A 17,107-nucleotide genomic window follows, 5' to 3' on the forward strand; every position below is an offset into this window, starting at 1 on the left:
TTTTGAGGATCTGGACTTTGAATTTTAATCACGCCCCATGTGGGTAACCTGGCCGGAAATTGGTTCACAATCCGTACACGGACACTGATATCGATATATGTACACTCCACTTGAGAGATGAGAGCCATCCATCATAAAATCATGTTCACCTGCGGTGACTTCCTCATCAAGAATTGTAGAGACTTTTTTACCCAGAATATTGAATAGGTCCAGCCTGGCTTTTCCGGCAGCCGGAGATGTGATACGAAACGTGGCATTATTCAGAAACGGATTGGGATAAACACTTTCCACACTGCAAGCAAACTCCTCCAGTGCAATAAAGCGTACCGTAGCGTGATCATCCACTTGCTCATCATTAAAGGTGGCTGTAACCATTGCCATACCCGGGTTTTCAGGAGCAACTATTTCTGTCCAATAGACTCCATCGTTGTTTCCCTCACGAATTTCATCATCCAAATCTCCCATTGTTGTTGAGAGGTCAAGATTTTCTTTGTTGATATCATCGGAGACTATTTCTCCATTTGAGTTGTACATTGTAACAACTATTCTCGCTGTTGAAACCCCGTCTGCGGGTATTTCACTGGGTTCTGCTCGGATGACAATAAAATCCGGATGGGGCTCAGTTTCATCAAAAATAAATTCGACTGAAGCGGTATCATCAATATTTTGTTCTTGCAGGGTACCCGATATTGTTGCTGTTTCAACTATGGTGGAGGAAGTCAGAACAGCTTTATAAGTACCATCTCCATTATCAATCACGTTGCTCAGCGTTCCTGCATTTGTTGTGAGATTTACATCAAATCCGCCTTCCCCAACGGGTTCATCATCCCTGTTTTTTAAAGTTACCTGAATTTGAGAAGTACTCTCGCCATCGGCTGCTATCTGGGTGGGTTCTGCCGTTATTAACGTGAATGCCGCATCGGGTGGTAAAACTTCCTGGACAAAATCGACGGTTGCAGTATCATCAATATTCTCTCCTTCAGCCATGCCTGAAATTGTTGCTGTTGCAATCCGGTTTTCGGACGTAAGAATAGCGGTATACGTGCCGTCTCCTTCATCAATAATCTCACCAAGCAGTCCGGCCGTTGTGGAAAGCGTAACATTGTATCCTCCCTGGCCCACAGGCTCATCATTTTCATCCCGAAGAATTACGGTAATGGTTGATGTACTTTCACCGTTTGCTTTAATGCTTACGGGATTGGCGATAATTGTGGTAAATTCTCCATCAGGCGGCAGCACTTCTAAAACAAACTGAACCTCGGCCGTATCATTAATATCATCCCCTTCCAGGGTTCCCCTGACAATTGCGGTTTCTTCATCGATAGATGATGTTAGCATCGCTGTAAAAGTGCCATCACCGTTATCGGTTATACCGCTTAAAGAACCGGCTGTGGTTGTCAGATCTACATTGACTCCGCCATTTGTGATACGGTTGTCATTTTCATCCCGAAGGGTGACCGTAATTGTGGATGTGCTGCTCCCGTCTGCCAGGATTTTATTCGGTTTGGCCTGAATAGTGGTAAAAGTAATGCTGGGTTGAAGTTCTGTAAATTCAACCTCGGCTGTGTCGCCAATAGTATCGCCATTTATTGTACCGCCGATTTGTGCTGTACCGGCCTCGTCGTCCGATGTTAAAATGAGCGCACAGGTTCCGTCACCATTGTCAACAATCTCATCCAGCATGCCGGCACTTGCAGAAATATCGACAAGATCGCAGTAACCGCCTTCTGTGATCGGATCGTCATTTTCATCTCGCAGGGTGATCGTAATTGTGGATTCAGATTCTCCATCGGCAGGAATTTCCTCAGGATCTGCTTCGATCTCTGTAAATTCCGCGCTTGGCTCCTGAAGTTCAGCCACAAAATTTACTTCTGCTGTATCTTCAATGTCATCTCCTTCCAATGAACCAGTAATCGTAGCTTTTTCTTCATTGATTGAGGAGGTGAGAATTGCCGAATAGGTTCCATCTCCATTATCAGTTACTCCGCTCAACGAACCTGCATCTGTCGACAGATTGACCTCAAACCCACCGATTTCAACAGGTTCATCATTTTCATTGCGGAGTGTAACCGTGATATCAGATGTACTGGAACCATCGGCCACAATATTGTTTGGACTGGCGGTAATTCTGGTAAATTCCGCGCTCGGTGGCAATGCTGTAAAGTTGATAACTGCAGTATCTTCAATGTCTTCGCCGTCAATTTGTCCTGAAATTTCCGCCGTTCCGGGTTCCTCCCCTGATGTTAACGGCAGAGTGCAAGTTCCATCGCCGTTATCAGAGATTTCCCCTAAAATTCCATCTGTTGTTGATACCTCCACACGTTCACAATATCCGCCATCTGTAATTGGATCATCATTCTCATCTTTGAGAAATACTGTAACCGTGGCTTGAGACTCGCCATCGGCCGGCAATTCATTCGGGTTTACATTTATCTCTGTAAACTGCGGACTGGGTTCCAATATTTCTGCCTTAAAATTTACCTGGGCTGTATCTTCAATATCCTCCCCTTCCAGCGAGCCACTAATTGTAGCTGTCTCCTCATTTGTTGAGGAAGTCAGAATTGCCGAATAAGTCCCGTCTTCATTGTCGGTTACACTACTGAGCGAGCCGGCGGTAGTTGATAAGGTTACAGTAAAACCTCCTTCATTGACAGGTTCATCATTTTCATTGCGAAGAGTTACGGTTATATCGGAAGTGCTTGCCCCATCCGCCATAATATTTTGTGGGCTGGCAGCAATCGTGGTGAATTCCGCGCTTGGTGGCAGAGCTGTGAATTCAATACTTGCTGAATCTTCAATATTATCGCCGTTGTATGTTCCGGTAATTTCAGCCATTCCGGGATCATTTGCGGCGGTCAAAGGCAATGTGCAGGTACCATCCCCATTATCTATTACATCTCCCAATGAACCACCAGTGGTAGAAATGTCAACGTTCGAACAATATCCACCGGCTGAAACCGGGTCGTCATTTTCATCCCGAAGGGTAACCGTAACCATTGCCTGGGATTCACCATCAGCAGGAAGTTCGTCAGGATTAACTTCTATTTGCGTAAATTGTGGATCTGGCTCCTGGATCTCTTCCTGAAATGTTACCTCGGCCGTATCATCAATCTCTTCTCCCTCCAATGATCCGCTTATAATTGCTGTTTCTTCATTGGTTGAAGAAGTAAGTATTGCGGAATAGGTTCCATCTCCATTATCTGTCACTTCACTTAATGATCCTGCAGTTGTGGATAGATTTACGGTAAACCCGCCTGAGCTGACCGGATCATCATTTGAATTTCTAAGAGTAACTGTAATATTCGATGTACTGGAACCATCGGCTAAAATTTCATTCGGGCTTGCAGTAATCGTAGTAAATGCAGCACTTGGCGGCAAAACGGTAAACTCAACTTCGGCTGTATCGTCGATTGAATCTCCATCAAGAGTTCCACTAATTTCTGCTACGCCCGGAGTTGTGGACGAGGTTAACGTGGCCGTATAAGTTCCATCACCATTGTCAATCACCTCACCTAAAGATCCCATTGTGACAGACAGATTAACCTCAAAACCACCATTTGTTACCGGATCATCATTTTCATCGCGAAGCGTAACGGTTATTTCTGATGTACTTGTGCCATCGGCAGCAATGCTACCAGGATTGGCCTGGATTATGGTAAATGACGGGCTTGGCGGAAATGTATCCTGAAAGAATTCTACTTCGGCTTCATCATCTATATAATTACCCGCTAAAAGTGCTTGCACTGTGGCAATTTCGGGTGTAGTGGAAGAGGTCAGCGGAATTGTATATTCTCCATCTCCTTCATCGGTAACCCCTCCTAAACTTCCGGCATTTGTTTCAAATTCAGGTGTGCCCGCCTCAAGTACACAAACTGATCCGTCACTTTTTCGGATAATCGATGTTATCGCAGACATACTACTTCCATTCGCCGGGATTGAATTGGGATCAGCCGAAAGTGTTGATTCAGAAAGGCTCGGAGAGGTCATTAGATCAAAATCAAAACTTACAACAGGTCTTTGGCTCGTTCTTTCCGGTGGAGTGAGACCGGCAGTAATTCCCAAAATATTTAAAAAATCATCACTGGCTTTGGTGAGATCATTATCTGCGCTGTCATAATTAAAATCGCCCCCAACATTTACATCGGCCAACACGACATATCGTGTATGGATGGCGATGTTTCCATTTCCTGAATAGTAAAACGGCGTTTCAAATTCGATCCGCAATCTACCCTGGCCGCTTAGCGTAACATTGGCAAGGGCACCGTTTCCACCGACAAAAGTATATCCGTCCAGTTCTACATATCCATCAGAAAGATCGTCCTGTGAAGTCTCTTTCACATAGATCTGGAAATTTTCAAGAGCTTCAACATTAATGTCATCAGTCACAAAAAACTCTATGGAATTTAGAAATCCAGGCTGATCGATTCCCAGCTCATTTTGAAGAAAAATTGTTTCGAACTGGTACGTGCCGAGAGTGAGTGATACCAAATTATTATAGAGTGGACCATAGGACGTAGTAGAAGAACTGGTTGGTGTTCCGATTTGTATCACATCATTTTCAAGATCGGTACAGTAGAGTTGAGAAAGAGACTCTACAAAATCTACTGATGCCTGATCGCCCACATTAGATCCGTTTAAAGTAGCACTGATCGTAGCTTCTCCGGGAGAATTTGATGATGTTAATGTAGCTGTGTACGTACCATCTCCATTGTCATTGGCGGAATTTATCGAACCCCTGCTTGTTGAAAACTGAACGTTATCGCCGCCACTATTTACATTTTCTCCGGTTGTGGTGCGTACCTGCAAGTTTACCAGTGTAGTTGAAGATCCGTTTGCCGGAAGCTCGTCACGCTGAACGGTTATAACAGAATTACTTGCACTTACTTGAAAATCAGATTCAAATTCCAATCGAACATTGGGACGGAGACTTGTTGTTTCCATTGCACCCCATCCGGGTATAGGTAATAGAGAGAAATCACTCGCTTTTGTAAGATTGTCGCTCCCCGTACTTGTTGCATAAAAATTCTCTCCCAGAGTTACATCCAACAACGCCCCTCCTCTCGTATGAATGGCCAAATTATCTCCCTGGTCTAACGGAAATCCATCATCCAGTTCAAACCGAACGATATCTCCATCATCCAAACTAAGACCTAATTGTGAAAACGATCCTTCAACTGCTGTGTAGCCGGCATCTTCCGGATTTGAAATATTTCCATCTGATAAACTGGACTGATTGGTCGTTTTTAAATAGAATTCAGTGTTATTTAATAAATCTACGCTTAATCCACCCGTAACATAGAACTCGATTGCCGTCAGTTCTGCATCTGTTGTTAAGTCTATTTCATCACTCAAATAGAGAGTTTCAAATTGATACTCACCGGAAAGGCTCACTGAAATCAATCCGGTATAAGAAGGACCCGCGACGGTTGTCTCATTGTCATTACCAATATTAACTATTTCCTGTCGTGTTTGAGATACAGCGTTTTCGGAAATAATGAATATCAAAAGGAGGCCAAAAATGAATGTGGTATTTTTTCTCATCATCTTCTCTTTTTATTTAGCGGAATAAGCCTAAGTGGAATGGCTTATTTTTAATAAAATTCATTTTTAAATAAAAAACAACTATATTTGGGTAAAATTGGTATATAACCAACTAATTACCCGTAAATGAATGTGTAGAGAGGGGTTGACGAGTAACCTTTGGGTGATAAAAATCAGCAGAAATGATCTTTATGGGATAATTCTCTATATTAATTTTAATGCTTTATTGATTCTTAAATAGAGAATTTCATTTATTAAATAAGTACGCTTTACATTATTTTCCTTTTTGCTTTTAATTGGACCTTCGCAAACAATCAAAAATGAATGCCGGCAAATAAAAATGCATCGGCATAGTTATATATGGGTAGTCTAAATTCCAGACTCCGCGAAATGCGGAAATATTTAAGGGTGAGCCAATCTGAATTTGGTGAGACTGGAGGTGTCAGTCAATCAACACAGAACAGGTATGAACAAACGGACGCTGACATTCCCATTTCTTATCTCGATAAAATTTTTAAAGAATATGGATCCGATTTTAATGAAAATTGGTTTTACTTCGGAAAGGGTGAAATGCTGGCCGCTTCCAAAAGTCTAACTAATGAAAGTAAAACTCCTTCTCTTCCAAATTTTGCAAATCTTACTCCTCAGGAAGCTCAGATACTCTCTGAAGTAACACAGTTTTCAGATTTTTTAAAAAATCGACCCTTACGCCCCGAAGTGAAGCGACGTCTGCTCGAGTTATTAATAGAGAGCATCGATGAAGCATTAGACGAGCTTCATGATGAGACTGTCTCGAAAAAACCTTAGGTTCCGTAGCTTTGTCACCCATATACAATTAATTAATTGTTTAGCAAGAATTTCAAGCTCCAACTTGACTCCCACTGCTTGAAATAAATAGCTGTTTTATTCTCGTACCGTAGTTGCTAAGAAAGTGTAAAAAATATTAAAAAAAAATAATTTTTTAGATTTAACGGGAATTCTACTCTCTATCGTTCCTTTCATAATATTTTTTTGAATGGATTCACCACTGACCATCTGGCTTCACTTTTATCAAAAAAGCCGAAGCTGATCTGTTTGAGGACGTCTGAAATGTTTGGCCTCGAGGGGAGAGATATCGTGATTTAGCCCTAAACGTTTCGTGTGTATTTGAAGGAGTTGTTTGATTTGCTCGGCATAAGGACCTTCAACCTGAAACCTCTCTCCAAATTCGTAGCGATTCAACTTTCCATCTTTCATATCCTTAATTCGGTTCACAACTTTCTTTTTCCGATCCGGATAATGATCCTCAAGCCATTTCACAAAAAGATCCTTGACGGCGAAAGGCAGTCTCAAAGGGACAATTGCAACAGATTCTGCACCAGCTTCTGCTGATGCTTCCATAATAGGAACCAGTTCGTCATCCGTTAATCCGGGAATTAGCGGTGCGATATTCACATGAACCGGAATACCTGCTTCGGATAATTCTCTCACTGCTTTTAATCTCCGGTTTGGCCGCGAGGTTCGCGGTTCCATGGTGTCGGTTATGGTTTTATCCAATGAAGTAATCGATACAACAACTTTCACCGCGTTCTTTTCTGCCAGTTTCGAAAGCAAATCAATGTCTCTTGTCACCTGGTAATTTTTGGTGATTATGACCAACGGGTGATTACATTCTGCCAAAACTTCAATGCAACCTCTTGTAATCCGAAGTTTCTTTTCAATGGGTTGATAGGGATCGGTCACCCCGCTCATGACCAATGTTTGCGGTTTCCAGTTTTTCTTTGCCAGTTTTTCGCGAAGGAGCTTTGCTGCATTGTATTTCACCACGATTTTGGATTCAAAATCCAGCCCCGGACTCATTCCCAGATATTCATGCGTTGGACGCGCATAGCAATAAACACACCCATGTTCGCAGCCACGATATGGGTTCAGACTGACATTAAAAGAGATATCCGGACTTTTATTCGTGGAGATAATTTCAGAGGTATGATCGGTCAGAAGTTGAGTATCCGGGCGTTCGAGTTCTCCGGTTTCCTCATCTACATCATACTCTAAATGAGTATCTAAAAATCGATTTTTGGGGTTATGAGCACTCCCCCTTCCTTTGATGGGTTCCATACTTGCATATATTTTTATATGTGCAATTTATGTGTAAAAATATCGGGAGTCAAACCCTTTCAAATAATTTTTTGAACAGCTTTCAAAATGATTTGAAATGATTCTTCAAGAAGATCTTTGTCAATAATCAGAGGTGGAGCAATTCGAATAAGTGTGCTTGAATGCAGCGTCCAGCCAAGAATCAACCCTTTATCAAAACAATCTTCTACTACTTTTTGGGTGAGATTAGTACTCTCGAGTTGAAGACCCAACATCGCTCCACGTCCCCGTACTTCCACAATTCCAGTGCCTTTCAGTATTTTCCGGGCTGTCTGCTCAATTGTTGAGGCTTTTTGAGGGAAATCATCGCTTAGCAACGTTTGAAGATTAGCATAAGCTGCTGCGCAACTCACCGGGTGTCCGCCAAAAGTGGTGACATGATTCAGGGGCGGATCTTTTTTGAAAACCTCAAAAATCTTTGATGAGGAGACAAAAGCGCCCATCGGCATCCCACCGGCCATTGCTTTTGCCAGGCACAGAATGTCAGGAACAACATCATAATATTGAAAAGCGAATAGGCTTCCCGTTCGAAAAAAACCGGTTTGAATTTCGTCAAAAATGAGGAGCGATCCGGTTTCATCGCATCGTTTTCTAACCTTCTTCAGCCATTCTTTTTGGGCCGGAATGATTCCTCCCTCACCCTGTATGGGTTCTAAAATTACAGCTGCCGTTGTATCATCAATTCTTTCCAGTTTGTCATCAGAGTTGAAATCAAGAAAATGAACATTGGGCAGGAGTGGCTGATATGGATCACGATACACATTTCTTCCGGTTACACTCAGCGAGCCGTGTGTATCTCCATGATAGCTGTTATGAAAAGCAACGAATTTATTTCGTCCGGTGAATTTTTTTGCCAATTTCAAAGCGCCTTCAACCGACTCTGTACCACTGTTCACAAAATACACGCGATCCAATGTGGCCGGGAGCTGATCGCAAAGAAGCTGAGCGAATTTACTTTGTGGAGACTGAATGAATTCTCCATAAACCATCACATGCAAATGCCTGTCCAACTGGGCCTGAATGGCTTTTATTACATTGGGATGACGATGACCAAGACTGCTGACAGAGATTCCCGAAATCAGGTCTACATATTTGTTGCCATTGGTTGTATAGATGAAAGGCCCTTCTGCCCGATCAATTTCGAGGCCCATCGGTTCATCACTGGTTTGGGCAATATGATTGTAAAACGATTGGCTCGATTCAGACATCCCTTTCAATTAGTGTTGGTCGGACCATTTTTCAATAAGCGAAACAAACTCCTTCTGAACAGCGATAGTTTTGTCATCCGCGTACCACTTATGAAGATGTTCAGCTCTTTCCCGTGATGAATATTCTTCATTATCCCGCAAACTCATAAAAAGTTGTTGAGCCGTTTCAGGACGGGGTCCCCAATCTCCCAAAACCTCAAGAGTTTGTGAATCCAGACAGATGAGTTTTGGAATGGATCTCGCCCTGCCGTTTGTAAGAAATTGATCTATAATCTCAAGATTTTCATCTCTCAAAATGTAGCGAGTCTGAATCATTCTGGTCTGATCGGCCATTTTTTGAATGACGGGTATTGTTTGAGCTGCATCGCCACACCAGCCTTCGGTTAAAATCAACCAGATCATTGGCCTATTTATATTCTGCAATTTTTCGGCGAGTTCTTCCACGAGTTCTGTCTGCCTGTCCAGCCTCTTCATTCTGTGCACATTCATTTTCGTGTAGTGCAGCATTTTTTCAGAATGATTTTCGCCGGTAGTTCTGTTTTTTTTTAGAAGATCATCGATAAACTGTCGGTACTCCTCATAATTGTAGGCATTTTCAATAATGCCTCTTGTGATAATAGCTGTTTTTACGCCTGTCATTTTTTAACTAATTACTTTAAAAATATCTTTTTAAAAATGGAATTCCGATCCACTCATATCTGATTGCATTCGAAATCAATAAGAAAACCACAAAGGACAACGACGCAAAAAGTTTTATGGACATCACTTTTTGATACTCGCTTGCAACCCCCTGTAATCCTGTTATCAATCTTTGAATAATAGCAAATGAGAATAAACCTACGATGAAGAGCACAATCGCTGGCACTGTATAAATCGCATATAATCCTGCACATAACATTGTTAAACCAGACAAATATGCAATCATAAAAAATCGCTGAACCCCGTTGCCTCCAAATCTAATAAAAAAGGTTACATCTCCTCGCCGGGAATCTTCATCTGCCTGGTAAATTTGTGATACCGGATACAAGCTCAAAAGTATGAGCGAAGCACCTATTCCACTCAACAAAAGAATCGGAGAAAACGCTCCGCCCGCAGCCCAAAATCCCAGAAAAACTGAATTGAAGCCGGTGCTTATTCCAATCGCAATCAAACTCAAAACCGGATGTCCTTTCCAGCGTGCCAGTGGAGTTGAATAGAGCCAAAAGAGTACAAGGCTGCTTCCATAAACAAAAAAGTATGGCCAACTCACCGTGTACGCCCAGATCCATCCAACAAACATAAAAATGAGGGAAACATCACGCATCCAAAGAGACATTTTGGGAGGATGTTTCAAACCACCGATGGGACCTTCGTCTTTATCCCACCAGGAATTGAAAACCGTTGCGCCTCCGTAAAGCAGGATATGAACATTCAAAAATTGCAGCCAAAACTGTGCAAACTGCATTTGATCTGCGATCAATCCGCCCAGTAAATATCCTCCTGAAAGAATAAAAAACTGGTAATGCAACCGGAGATGAAGCGTAAAGTTTTTAAGTTCAGTCAGCATTTGCGTCCGGAATTAAAAGAAAAATCCAGCTGTGATTTACATCCCAAACATAAGAATCATATTTTTAACGGATGGTAAAAGTTTATGACGAAATAACGACAAGACAAACTGTTCTGGAAAAAGCCGAGTGGATTGCTCAAATGAATGGCCATAAGGAATCTCTTTCCAGCGTACTTAATCCCTATCTTGACAAGCGATCGCGCCAGGAAAAAGATCCCGTATTGGATTTTTTGTTTGAGTACTATGCGTTTCGCCCCTCTCACTTGCTAAAATGGTCCCCGGGAATTGGAACATCTCTTCGATTTGATGATTCAGCTACTTTGCCGGAAATTTCTGAATTCATTGTGAAAGATGACCAGGCCCGTCTGAACCCCGCATTTTTCCCACAAAAAAGACTGCTTTCTGTAAAGTGGACTCTTGATCTGCTCGAAAAAAGCTCCAGGCAAAAACCAATGTTCGGCTGTTTTGGAATGCACGAATGGGCAATGGTTTACCGGGCTGAAGATGTTCGTCATCAGCAAATTCCTCTTCGGTTATCGGATGAAGAGATTGCTGAATTTGTTGAATCCCGGCCACTGGTTTGTACCCATTTTGATGCTTTTCGATTCTTCACCAAAAAAGCCCGGCCGATGAACAAGCATCATCTCAGTCGCGAAACATTCCAGGATACGGAGCAGCCGGGATGCGTTCACACAAACATGGACCTTTATAAATGGGCATTTAAACTGTTCCCGTGGATTTCCAGCGAGATTATTCGTGAAGCCTTCTTCAACGCTTTGGAAACCCGCCGGGTAGACATGCAGGCAAGTCCGTATGATGCGACTGAATTTGGATTAGAACCCATCAAAATTGAGACTGAGACCGGAAGAAAGGAATATATCGAGAGACAAATGGAGATTTATCAAAAATCACAACCGATTCGGCATCGGCTTATCGAAGCGTATAAAGAAGTGATTCAGATAGTAAATTAGATTTGCAACTAAATCATATAGAACAACTCCATTTTCGCCATGTCAATCAATCCGGAAACGAGATTTTTCCAAAATTGACAAACTTACTTTCATCTTCGATCTCCATTCCAAACCCTTTTCCTGCCAACATTTCATTCGCTAACACGGCAAAAAGCACGGCCTCTTTTGCATCGGGTGAAAGTCCGATTTCCGAGATGTTTTTTACTTCATTGGCCGGCATTAACTCTCTGATTCGTTGCATCAAATACGGATTGTGAGCACCACCACCACTCACATAAATTACAGCCGTTTCACTTGTGATTTTCTGTTGCTGAATACTCTTGACAATGGTTCTTGCTGATAACTCAGAGGCTGTTCGAATGATATCTTTCGGATCTAATTCATCCTGGTTGATCCCGGCTTTCTCCATTTTTTCCTTTAACCATGGAATGTTAAAAAACTCAGGTCCGGTTGTTTTGGATTTTTCTTCTTCAAACCAATCATCATTCAACAGCTCTCTCAAAAGACCCTCATTCAGATCTCCAGAAAACGCCACATTTCCATCCTCATCATACGGCTTATTGTAATAGTGCATCATCAACGAATCGATCAAAGTATTGCCGGGTCCGGTATCGGTTGTAAAGGTTTTTTCTTTCGGCTGATTTTTTGCCGGCAAATACGTGAAATTTCCAATTCCGCCGATGTTCAGCAAAATCCTTGTCTCCGTTTCATGTACAAATAAAATTTGATCCACCAGCCCGGCCATTGGCGCTCCTTCGCCACCGTGTGCCACATGCTTTTGTCGAAAATCGCTGATTGTTAAAATTCCTGTTTTTACTGCCATATGATCACCATCACCAATCTGCAATGTACTATTCACAGGGTCCATCAGTTCCTGTTGATCCCGCGCCGGATAGTGATAAATCGTTTGTCCATGACTGGCAATGCAATCAACTTTTTCAGGGGTGATCTTCCAGTTTCTCAATGCCGCTAAAATCATTTCGGAATGAAGATGAGCGAGCTTGGCATGCCAATACGTAACCTCTTTTAGCTTTACATTTTCTACTGAAGAAATTCGCTTTAATTGCTTTCTTATTTCTTCCGAATAGGGTGCCGTAACAAATTCAATCAGTTGAACAGTTGTGCTCTGTCCGGATCCGCTGATTTTGCAAAGTGCAATGTCTAATCCGTCAAGTGAAGTTCCGGACATCAATCCGATAATCAAACGACTTTTTTTTTCGGACAGATCGGCTAATTTTTTTATCAATGGATTCATATTTTAAACCTTCATTAAAACCCTATCTGAATCATACCAAAGATGCCTGAAGAAAACGAATCGGATTTTGAAGAATGGATCCAGGATGTTGAATTCCTCGTTCACACATTAAAAGAGAGTTTTGAATCCACAGATGCCCGGTATAATATCGACGAAATGAACGACATTCTTTATGTAGAACTCGAAGGACTGGATGAATATTCTGAGAATGAGATCATCGAAATTGCTGAGCCAATCCTGGAAGTAAGTGAATTGAATTTTGAAGATATCGTACTCCTTCCTTTAAAAAATTGAACCTAATTCGGCTTCCTAAGTCAAAAATTAATCATCTGTTAGAAGTATTTATATGGAGAAACTTCAGCAGAATATGATCGTTATCCAATCGTTCACAAAACCTCACAGTGAATGATCATTAAAAAAACGATCAAGATGAATTTTTCAAGAAAAGCAATCTACCTGATAACGATTCTATTGCTGGCTTTTTTCACTGCCTGCAGTACGAATACAGACGACGATAACGATGCAAGATATTACGAATTTACTCACGAAAATGATGATATCAGCTATACAATCGTAGCAAAAACTTCGGAACCTGAAGTAATTTCAGCCATTGAAGATGAGCTTCAGAAACCTTTTGATGAGCGCAATATGCATATTAATGGAGAAATTGCCCGAGGCAATGAAGGGTATAACTCTGACTGGAGCTGGCATTTCATTGAAAACCAATGGAGCCTTGCAGAAATTTCGACCGAAGTTTGTGACGGACGGCCCGGTTTTGTTGAAGACGATCTCGACTATTGGGTTGATCAGGTCGGCAATTTTTGTCCCTGGAGTGCACATGTGGTTGGAGAAGTGAATCCGTAATTCTTCATATATCTCAATTTATAACGCATGGCTAATTACCAGATTGGTCATGCGTTTTTTAATGCTTTTACCATTTAATTCATAAAAACTGCAACATTGCCTTAGTTATGGTGTATTAGTATACTAACACTGTATTATAAATTGATAAAATAATCTATGGTTTCTGTTGAAAATCTAACTTTCTCGTTCCGTAAAAACGTTCCTCTCTTTACAGGGTTGAATATGAATTTAGAGCCGGGCAATACATACGGATTATTCGGGCTGAATGGAGCAGGAAAAACAACTCTTTTGAATCACCTTTCCGGAATGCTTTTTCCTGAAAAAGGATCTTGTACTATGCTGGGAGAAAATGTTAAAAAGCGCCTGCCGGAAACCATGAGTGAAATCTATATTCTGCCCGAACAGTTTGATCTTCCTAAAATGAGTGCTGAAGTCTATGTAGAACTGCAGGCCCCCTTTTATCCCCGGTTTGAAAATGACTACCTCACAGAAGTTTTGAAGGAATTTCAGGTAGATACGCAGAAAAATCTTACTGAACTTTCTTATGGCCAGCGCAAGAAGTTTTTAATTGGGTTTGCACTTGCCACTCATTCAAAACTGGTTTTGATGGATGAACCCACAAACGGACTCGACATACCTTCCAAGAGTCAATTCAGAAAAATCATGGCGGCAACGGACCAGTCCGAACGATGTTTTCTGATATCTACCCACCAAGTTCGCGATCTCGATAGCATCATCGACCATATCATTGTACTCAATGACGGTAAAATCATTTTCCAGGAAAGTGTCTTGAAAATTTCTGAACGGCTCAGTTTTGAAAAAATCACTGATGAGAGTGAAAGGACTCCTTTATACAGCGAGGATGTATTTGGAGGAAAGGCAGCCATTCTGCCTAAACGAGAAGGATCAAAAGATACGCAAATTGATCTCGAACTGCTGTTTAACGGTATCATTCAGAAACAGGATCTTATTAATAACCAATTTAAAAACTGATCGAACTATGAGTACTTCCAAGTCCATCAATCAATTTTCTTTGGATAGATTCCTGTTGGTTTTAAAGAGAACCATCGTTCTGAATCAACGAATGTGGGTCATCGGATTTTTAAGTGTGGGAGGTTTCCTCTTGGTCGTTGGGATATTGCCTTTTATATCCAACATGTTCAACATTACACGGCCGGGATTTGCTGCCGTTCGTGAACCGGCCATTTTCTTTTATATGCTTGGGGGATTGGTACTTACAAGTATGATTTTTAGTGAGTTACATACCCCAACCAAAGCCTTTCAATTCTTAACTCTCCCCTCCACAACATGGGAGAAAATTACAGCGGCATGGTTTACCGGAACTGTAATCTACACGGTAGTAACAATGGCTTCCATCTTTGTGTTGAGTGCGATGATTGAAACCGTAAAAGGGATCAATACCGGGGTTTGGTCACCATTTTTCATCTTTAATCCATTCACTTCAGAAATCTTCAGCACAATATTACTTTATACTTTCTACCAAAGTATTTATTTGTTGGGAGCTGTTTATTTCCATAAAAACAATTTCCTGAAGACTCTCCTTGTTATCATTGGATTTTCCCTCGGGTTTATTTTCTTCTTTAATATAGGTTTTCTGATTTTTGGATTAGCTCAAAGCGAAGAGTTTTTCATCAATATTCAAATTGGCAGCCAACCCTGGTTTGTTTATGCAAAGTATATCATTGGCACCGGCTTAACGATGCTGTTCATCTGGCTTAGTTACCTGCAATTAAAAAACAAACAGGTAGCATGATGGATTTTACGGACAGACAGCCCATATACAAACAGATCTCCGATTATTTTTGCCAACAGATTCTCAAAGAAAAATGGAAACCGGATGACCGTGTTCCGTCCGTTCGCGAAATAGCCGTGCAGATGGAGGTCAATCCCAATACGGCAATGCGGGCTTTTCAAATTCTACAGGATGAAGAAATCTTGATCAATAAGCGCGGCGTCGGACATTTTATTGCAGAGGGCGCCTATCAAAAAACACTTGAACTTCAACGAAGTGAGTTTATTGAAAATGAGCTCCCTGTATTTTTTAAAAAAATGACTTTGCTTGGCTTTTCTTGTACGGAGCTTGAAAATTTATACAATGAATAATGAGTGGCCTCCCTATTTTCATTTTCTGATCAAAATTTGTTTTTGTCGAACTAAAAAGCTTCTCTAACTTCTGGCAAAAACAAACATGATGGCATGCTCCTTGAAAATAAAGATAAGATCATCTTTAATGATTTCTCTTTCGAAACTGAAGAAAGATGAAACTTGACGACTTATTTTTCACATCCAACCAAGCGATTCTACCCACTTCGCACGATCCGTTTTGGGTGGAGAGGTGTGATTAATATAAATTAGAATCATTTTAACCAGAAACCTTTCTAAATTCATACTAAATTAAGGCGAAGAAAAATGGAGTACGCAAACGCAACGTATGCAACGAATTGATTCGGCTATTCAAAAAGGGATAGACTTTCTCTACGACCATCAAATGGCGAACGGAGAGTTTATGATCTATATATCAGATAACGAGGAGATGAAGGGATGGAACTCTCCCGAAAGCACGATCGGCGCAATGTTTATCGCAAACAGTCTCCTTTTTTTAAAAGGTGAGAAAAAAGTGGATAAGATTCTGAAAAATATTGCTACGTTTCTCCGTGATCAGATGAGAGTTGGGGGTACCTGGAATTTTTTTACGCGAACTCACGTGGCTGGTAATTTAAGTCCTAATGATGTAGATGACACAGCCGTAGTTGCACGGTTTTTAAAAGAAATGGATCATCCGTTTCCGGAACATATGACAAAGAATATTTTACTGGCCAATCGAAGAAGGGACGGCCTTTTTTATACATGGTTTACCTTTCGTTTCAAGTGGAATATTAACAAACACTACTTATTTTTATCAGCCCAGGAATTTAAACATCCATTAAGAAGTTTCGCTTTTTGGAAAAGGTTTCCGTGTGAAAGGGATGATGTTGATGCCGTGGTAAATGCAAGTGCTCTATACTATTTTGGAAAAATTCCCGAAACGGAACCGATAATATCTTACTTGATAGATATCATTGAGAATAAAAAGGAAGAAATCTGCGACAAATGGTATTGCAATCCGTTTTCTGTTTACTATTATTTTTCGCGTATATATGCATCTGGCGTTAAAGATCTTGAAAAAATAAAAAATCCAATCATTCAAAGAATAAAGGCTCAATTGCGGGAGGACGGATGTATTGGTAACTCTTTTTTGGATACAACTATTGCACTCTCTTCTTTATTCAACCTTGATTTTACTGATGATGCTTTCTTAAGTAAGTCAATTGATTATCTTCTTTCAAAACAAAATAAGAATGGCAGCTGGAATCGGGGAATTCATTTTTATGCGGGTCCCGGCAAAGAGCTGGGTTATGGATCAGAAGAATTATCAACAGGTTTTTGCCTTGAAAGTTTAGCCCGGTATCGCCAGATTACCAGCAAAAAAAATTAACCTGTTATTCCAATGTTTTCCCTTATTTGACATGCCCAATCATCTAATCCACATCGGATATCCTAAAGCCGCATCCAGCTTTCTACAGGA

General features: G+C 41.1%; 14 protein-coding genes. 8 read left to right on the forward strand and 6 right to left on the reverse strand.

Going from position 1 to position 17,107, the window contains the following annotated elements; genetic code table 11:
• Window positions 1-24 precede the first annotated feature (24 nt).
• The gene (locus L0B18_RS00480; protein ID WP_234567132.1) at window positions 25-5,544 is read right to left on the reverse strand and encodes an invasin domain 3-containing protein; all 5,520 of its coding nucleotides are present in this window, start codon (window positions 5,542-5,544) and stop codon (window positions 25-27) included.
• A 357-nt stretch (window positions 5,545-5,901) separates the two neighbouring features.
• Here L0B18_RS00480 and L0B18_RS00485 point away from each other — a divergent pair, with 357 nt between their 5' ends.
• On the forward strand, window positions 5,902-6,348 hold the full coding sequence (locus L0B18_RS00485) for a helix-turn-helix domain-containing protein (protein ID WP_234567133.1): 447 nt from the start codon (window positions 5,902-5,904) through the stop codon (window positions 6,346-6,348).
• 243 nt (window positions 6,349-6,591) lie between these two features.
• Here the strand turns inward: L0B18_RS00485 and L0B18_RS00490 are convergent, their stop codons facing one another.
• The 4 genes from L0B18_RS00490 to L0B18_RS00505 are packed head-to-tail and all read right to left on the reverse strand — an operon-like array spanning window position 6,592 to window position 10,431.
• The gene (locus L0B18_RS00490; RefSeq protein WP_234567135.1) at window positions 6,592-7,638 is read right to left on the reverse strand and encodes a PA0069 family radical SAM protein; all 1,047 of its coding nucleotides are present in this window, start codon (window positions 7,636-7,638) and stop codon (window positions 6,592-6,594) included.
• Between the two features lie 59 nt (window positions 7,639-7,697).
• Window positions 7,698-8,885 carry an aspartate aminotransferase family protein gene (locus tag L0B18_RS00495; RefSeq protein ID WP_234567136.1) on the reverse strand — a complete coding sequence of 396 codons (1,188 nt, stop codon included), beginning with the start codon at window positions 8,883-8,885 and terminating at the stop codon, window positions 7,698-7,700.
• Between the two features lie 9 nt (window positions 8,886-8,894).
• Window positions 8,895-9,524 (reverse strand): thioredoxin family protein, encoded by a 630-nt coding sequence (locus L0B18_RS00500; protein ID WP_234567137.1) that lies wholly within the window; start codon window positions 9,522-9,524, stop codon window positions 8,895-8,897.
• A 16-nt stretch (window positions 9,525-9,540) separates the two neighbouring features.
• Entirely contained in the window at window positions 9,541-10,431 is an 891-nt protein-coding gene (locus L0B18_RS00505) for a UbiA family prenyltransferase (RefSeq protein ID WP_234567138.1), read from the reverse strand.
• Between the two features lie 71 nt (window positions 10,432-10,502).
• On the opposite strand from L0B18_RS00505, the gene L0B18_RS00510 reads away from it, so the two are divergent.
• Window positions 10,503-11,402, forward strand: coding sequence for a 3-methyladenine DNA glycosylase (locus tag L0B18_RS00510; protein ID WP_234567139.1), 900 nt, complete (start codon window positions 10,503-10,505; stop codon window positions 11,400-11,402).
• Between the two features lie 46 nt (window positions 11,403-11,448).
• Here L0B18_RS00510 and L0B18_RS00515 read toward each other — a convergent pair whose 3' ends face one another.
• Window positions 11,449-12,657, reverse strand: a complete 1,209-nt coding sequence (locus L0B18_RS00515; protein ID WP_234567140.1) for an anhydro-N-acetylmuramic acid kinase — start codon at window positions 12,655-12,657, stop codon at window positions 11,449-11,451.
• 42 nt (window positions 12,658-12,699) lie between these two features.
• Here L0B18_RS00515 and L0B18_RS00520 point away from each other — a divergent pair, with 42 nt between their 5' ends.
• The 6 genes from L0B18_RS00520 to L0B18_RS00545 all read left to right on the forward strand — a co-directional run bounded on the left by L0B18_RS00520 (window position 12,700) and on the right by L0B18_RS00545 (window position 17,017).
• Entirely contained in the window at window positions 12,700-12,951 is a 252-nt protein-coding gene (locus tag L0B18_RS00520) for a hypothetical protein (RefSeq protein ID WP_234567141.1), read from the forward strand.
• Window positions 12,952-13,086: 135 nt separating this feature from the next.
• Window positions 13,087-13,521, forward strand: a complete 435-nt coding sequence (locus L0B18_RS00525; RefSeq protein WP_234567142.1) for a BP74-related protein — start codon at window positions 13,087-13,089, stop codon at window positions 13,519-13,521.
• A gap of 222 nt (window positions 13,522-13,743) precedes the next feature.
• The gene (locus L0B18_RS00530) at window positions 13,744-14,514 is read left to right on the forward strand and encodes an ATP-binding cassette domain-containing protein (RefSeq protein WP_234567143.1); all 771 of its coding nucleotides are present in this window, start codon (window positions 13,744-13,746) and stop codon (window positions 14,512-14,514) included.
• A 7-nt stretch (window positions 14,515-14,521) separates the two neighbouring features.
• Complete coding sequence (locus L0B18_RS00535) at window positions 14,522-15,295, forward strand: hypothetical protein (RefSeq protein WP_234567145.1); 774 nt, start codon at window positions 14,522-14,524, stop codon at window positions 15,293-15,295.
• Entirely contained in the window at window positions 15,292-15,645 is a 354-nt protein-coding gene (locus L0B18_RS00540; RefSeq protein WP_234567146.1) for a GntR family transcriptional regulator, read from the forward strand. The genes L0B18_RS00535 and L0B18_RS00540 overlap by 4 nt, the downstream gene beginning before the upstream one ends.
• Before the next feature lie 328 nt (window positions 15,646-15,973).
• The gene (locus L0B18_RS00545) at window positions 15,974-17,017 is read left to right on the forward strand and encodes a prenyltransferase/squalene oxidase repeat-containing protein (RefSeq protein WP_234567147.1); all 1,044 of its coding nucleotides are present in this window, start codon (window positions 15,974-15,976) and stop codon (window positions 17,015-17,017) included.
• Window positions 17,018-17,107: the final 90 nt, after the last annotated feature.

The sequence above is a fragment of the Rhodohalobacter sp. 614A genome (genome assembly GCF_021462415.1).
Classification (GTDB): domain Bacteria; phylum Bacteroidota; class Rhodothermia; order Balneolales; family Balneolaceae; genus Rhodohalobacter.

Bases quoted from the DNA above. Each gene is read 5' to 3' on its own strand.
- L0B18_RS00480 (WP_234567132.1), bottom strand. From the start codon at position 5,544: ATGATGAGAAAAAATACCACATTCATTTTTGGCCTCCTTTTGATATTC.
- L0B18_RS00485 (WP_234567133.1), top strand. From the start codon at position 5,902: ATGGGTAGTCTAAATTCCAGACTCCGCGAAATGCGGAAATATTTAAGG.
- L0B18_RS00490 (WP_234567135.1), bottom strand. From the start codon at position 7,638: ATGGAACCCATCAAAGGAAGGGGGAGTGCTCATAACCCCAAAAATCGA.
- L0B18_RS00495 (WP_234567136.1), bottom strand. From the start codon at position 8,885: ATGTCTGAATCGAGCCAATCGTTTTACAATCATATTGCCCAAACCAGT.
- L0B18_RS00500 (WP_234567137.1), bottom strand. From the start codon at position 9,524: ATGACAGGCGTAAAAACAGCTATTATCACAAGAGGCATTATTGAAAAT.
- L0B18_RS00505 (WP_234567138.1), bottom strand. From the start codon at position 10,431: ATGCTGACTGAACTTAAAAACTTTACGCTTCATCTCCGGTTGCATTAC.
- L0B18_RS00510 (WP_234567139.1), top strand. From the start codon at position 10,503: ATGGTAAAAGTTTATGACGAAATAACGACAAGACAAACTGTTCTGGAA.
- L0B18_RS00515 (WP_234567140.1), bottom strand. From the start codon at position 12,657: ATGAATCCATTGATAAAAAAATTAGCCGATCTGTCCGAAAAAAAAAGT.
- L0B18_RS00520 (WP_234567141.1), top strand. From the start codon at position 12,700: ATGCCTGAAGAAAACGAATCGGATTTTGAAGAATGGATCCAGGATGTT.
- L0B18_RS00525 (WP_234567142.1), top strand. From the start codon at position 13,087: ATGAATTTTTCAAGAAAAGCAATCTACCTGATAACGATTCTATTGCTG.
- L0B18_RS00530 (WP_234567143.1), top strand. From the start codon at position 13,744: ATGAATTTAGAGCCGGGCAATACATACGGATTATTCGGGCTGAATGGA.
- L0B18_RS00535 (WP_234567145.1), top strand. From the start codon at position 14,522: ATGAGTACTTCCAAGTCCATCAATCAATTTTCTTTGGATAGATTCCTG.
- L0B18_RS00540 (WP_234567146.1), top strand. From the start codon at position 15,292: ATGATGGATTTTACGGACAGACAGCCCATATACAAACAGATCTCCGAT.
- L0B18_RS00545 (WP_234567147.1), top strand. From the start codon at position 15,974: ATGCAACGAATTGATTCGGCTATTCAAAAAGGGATAGACTTTCTCTAC.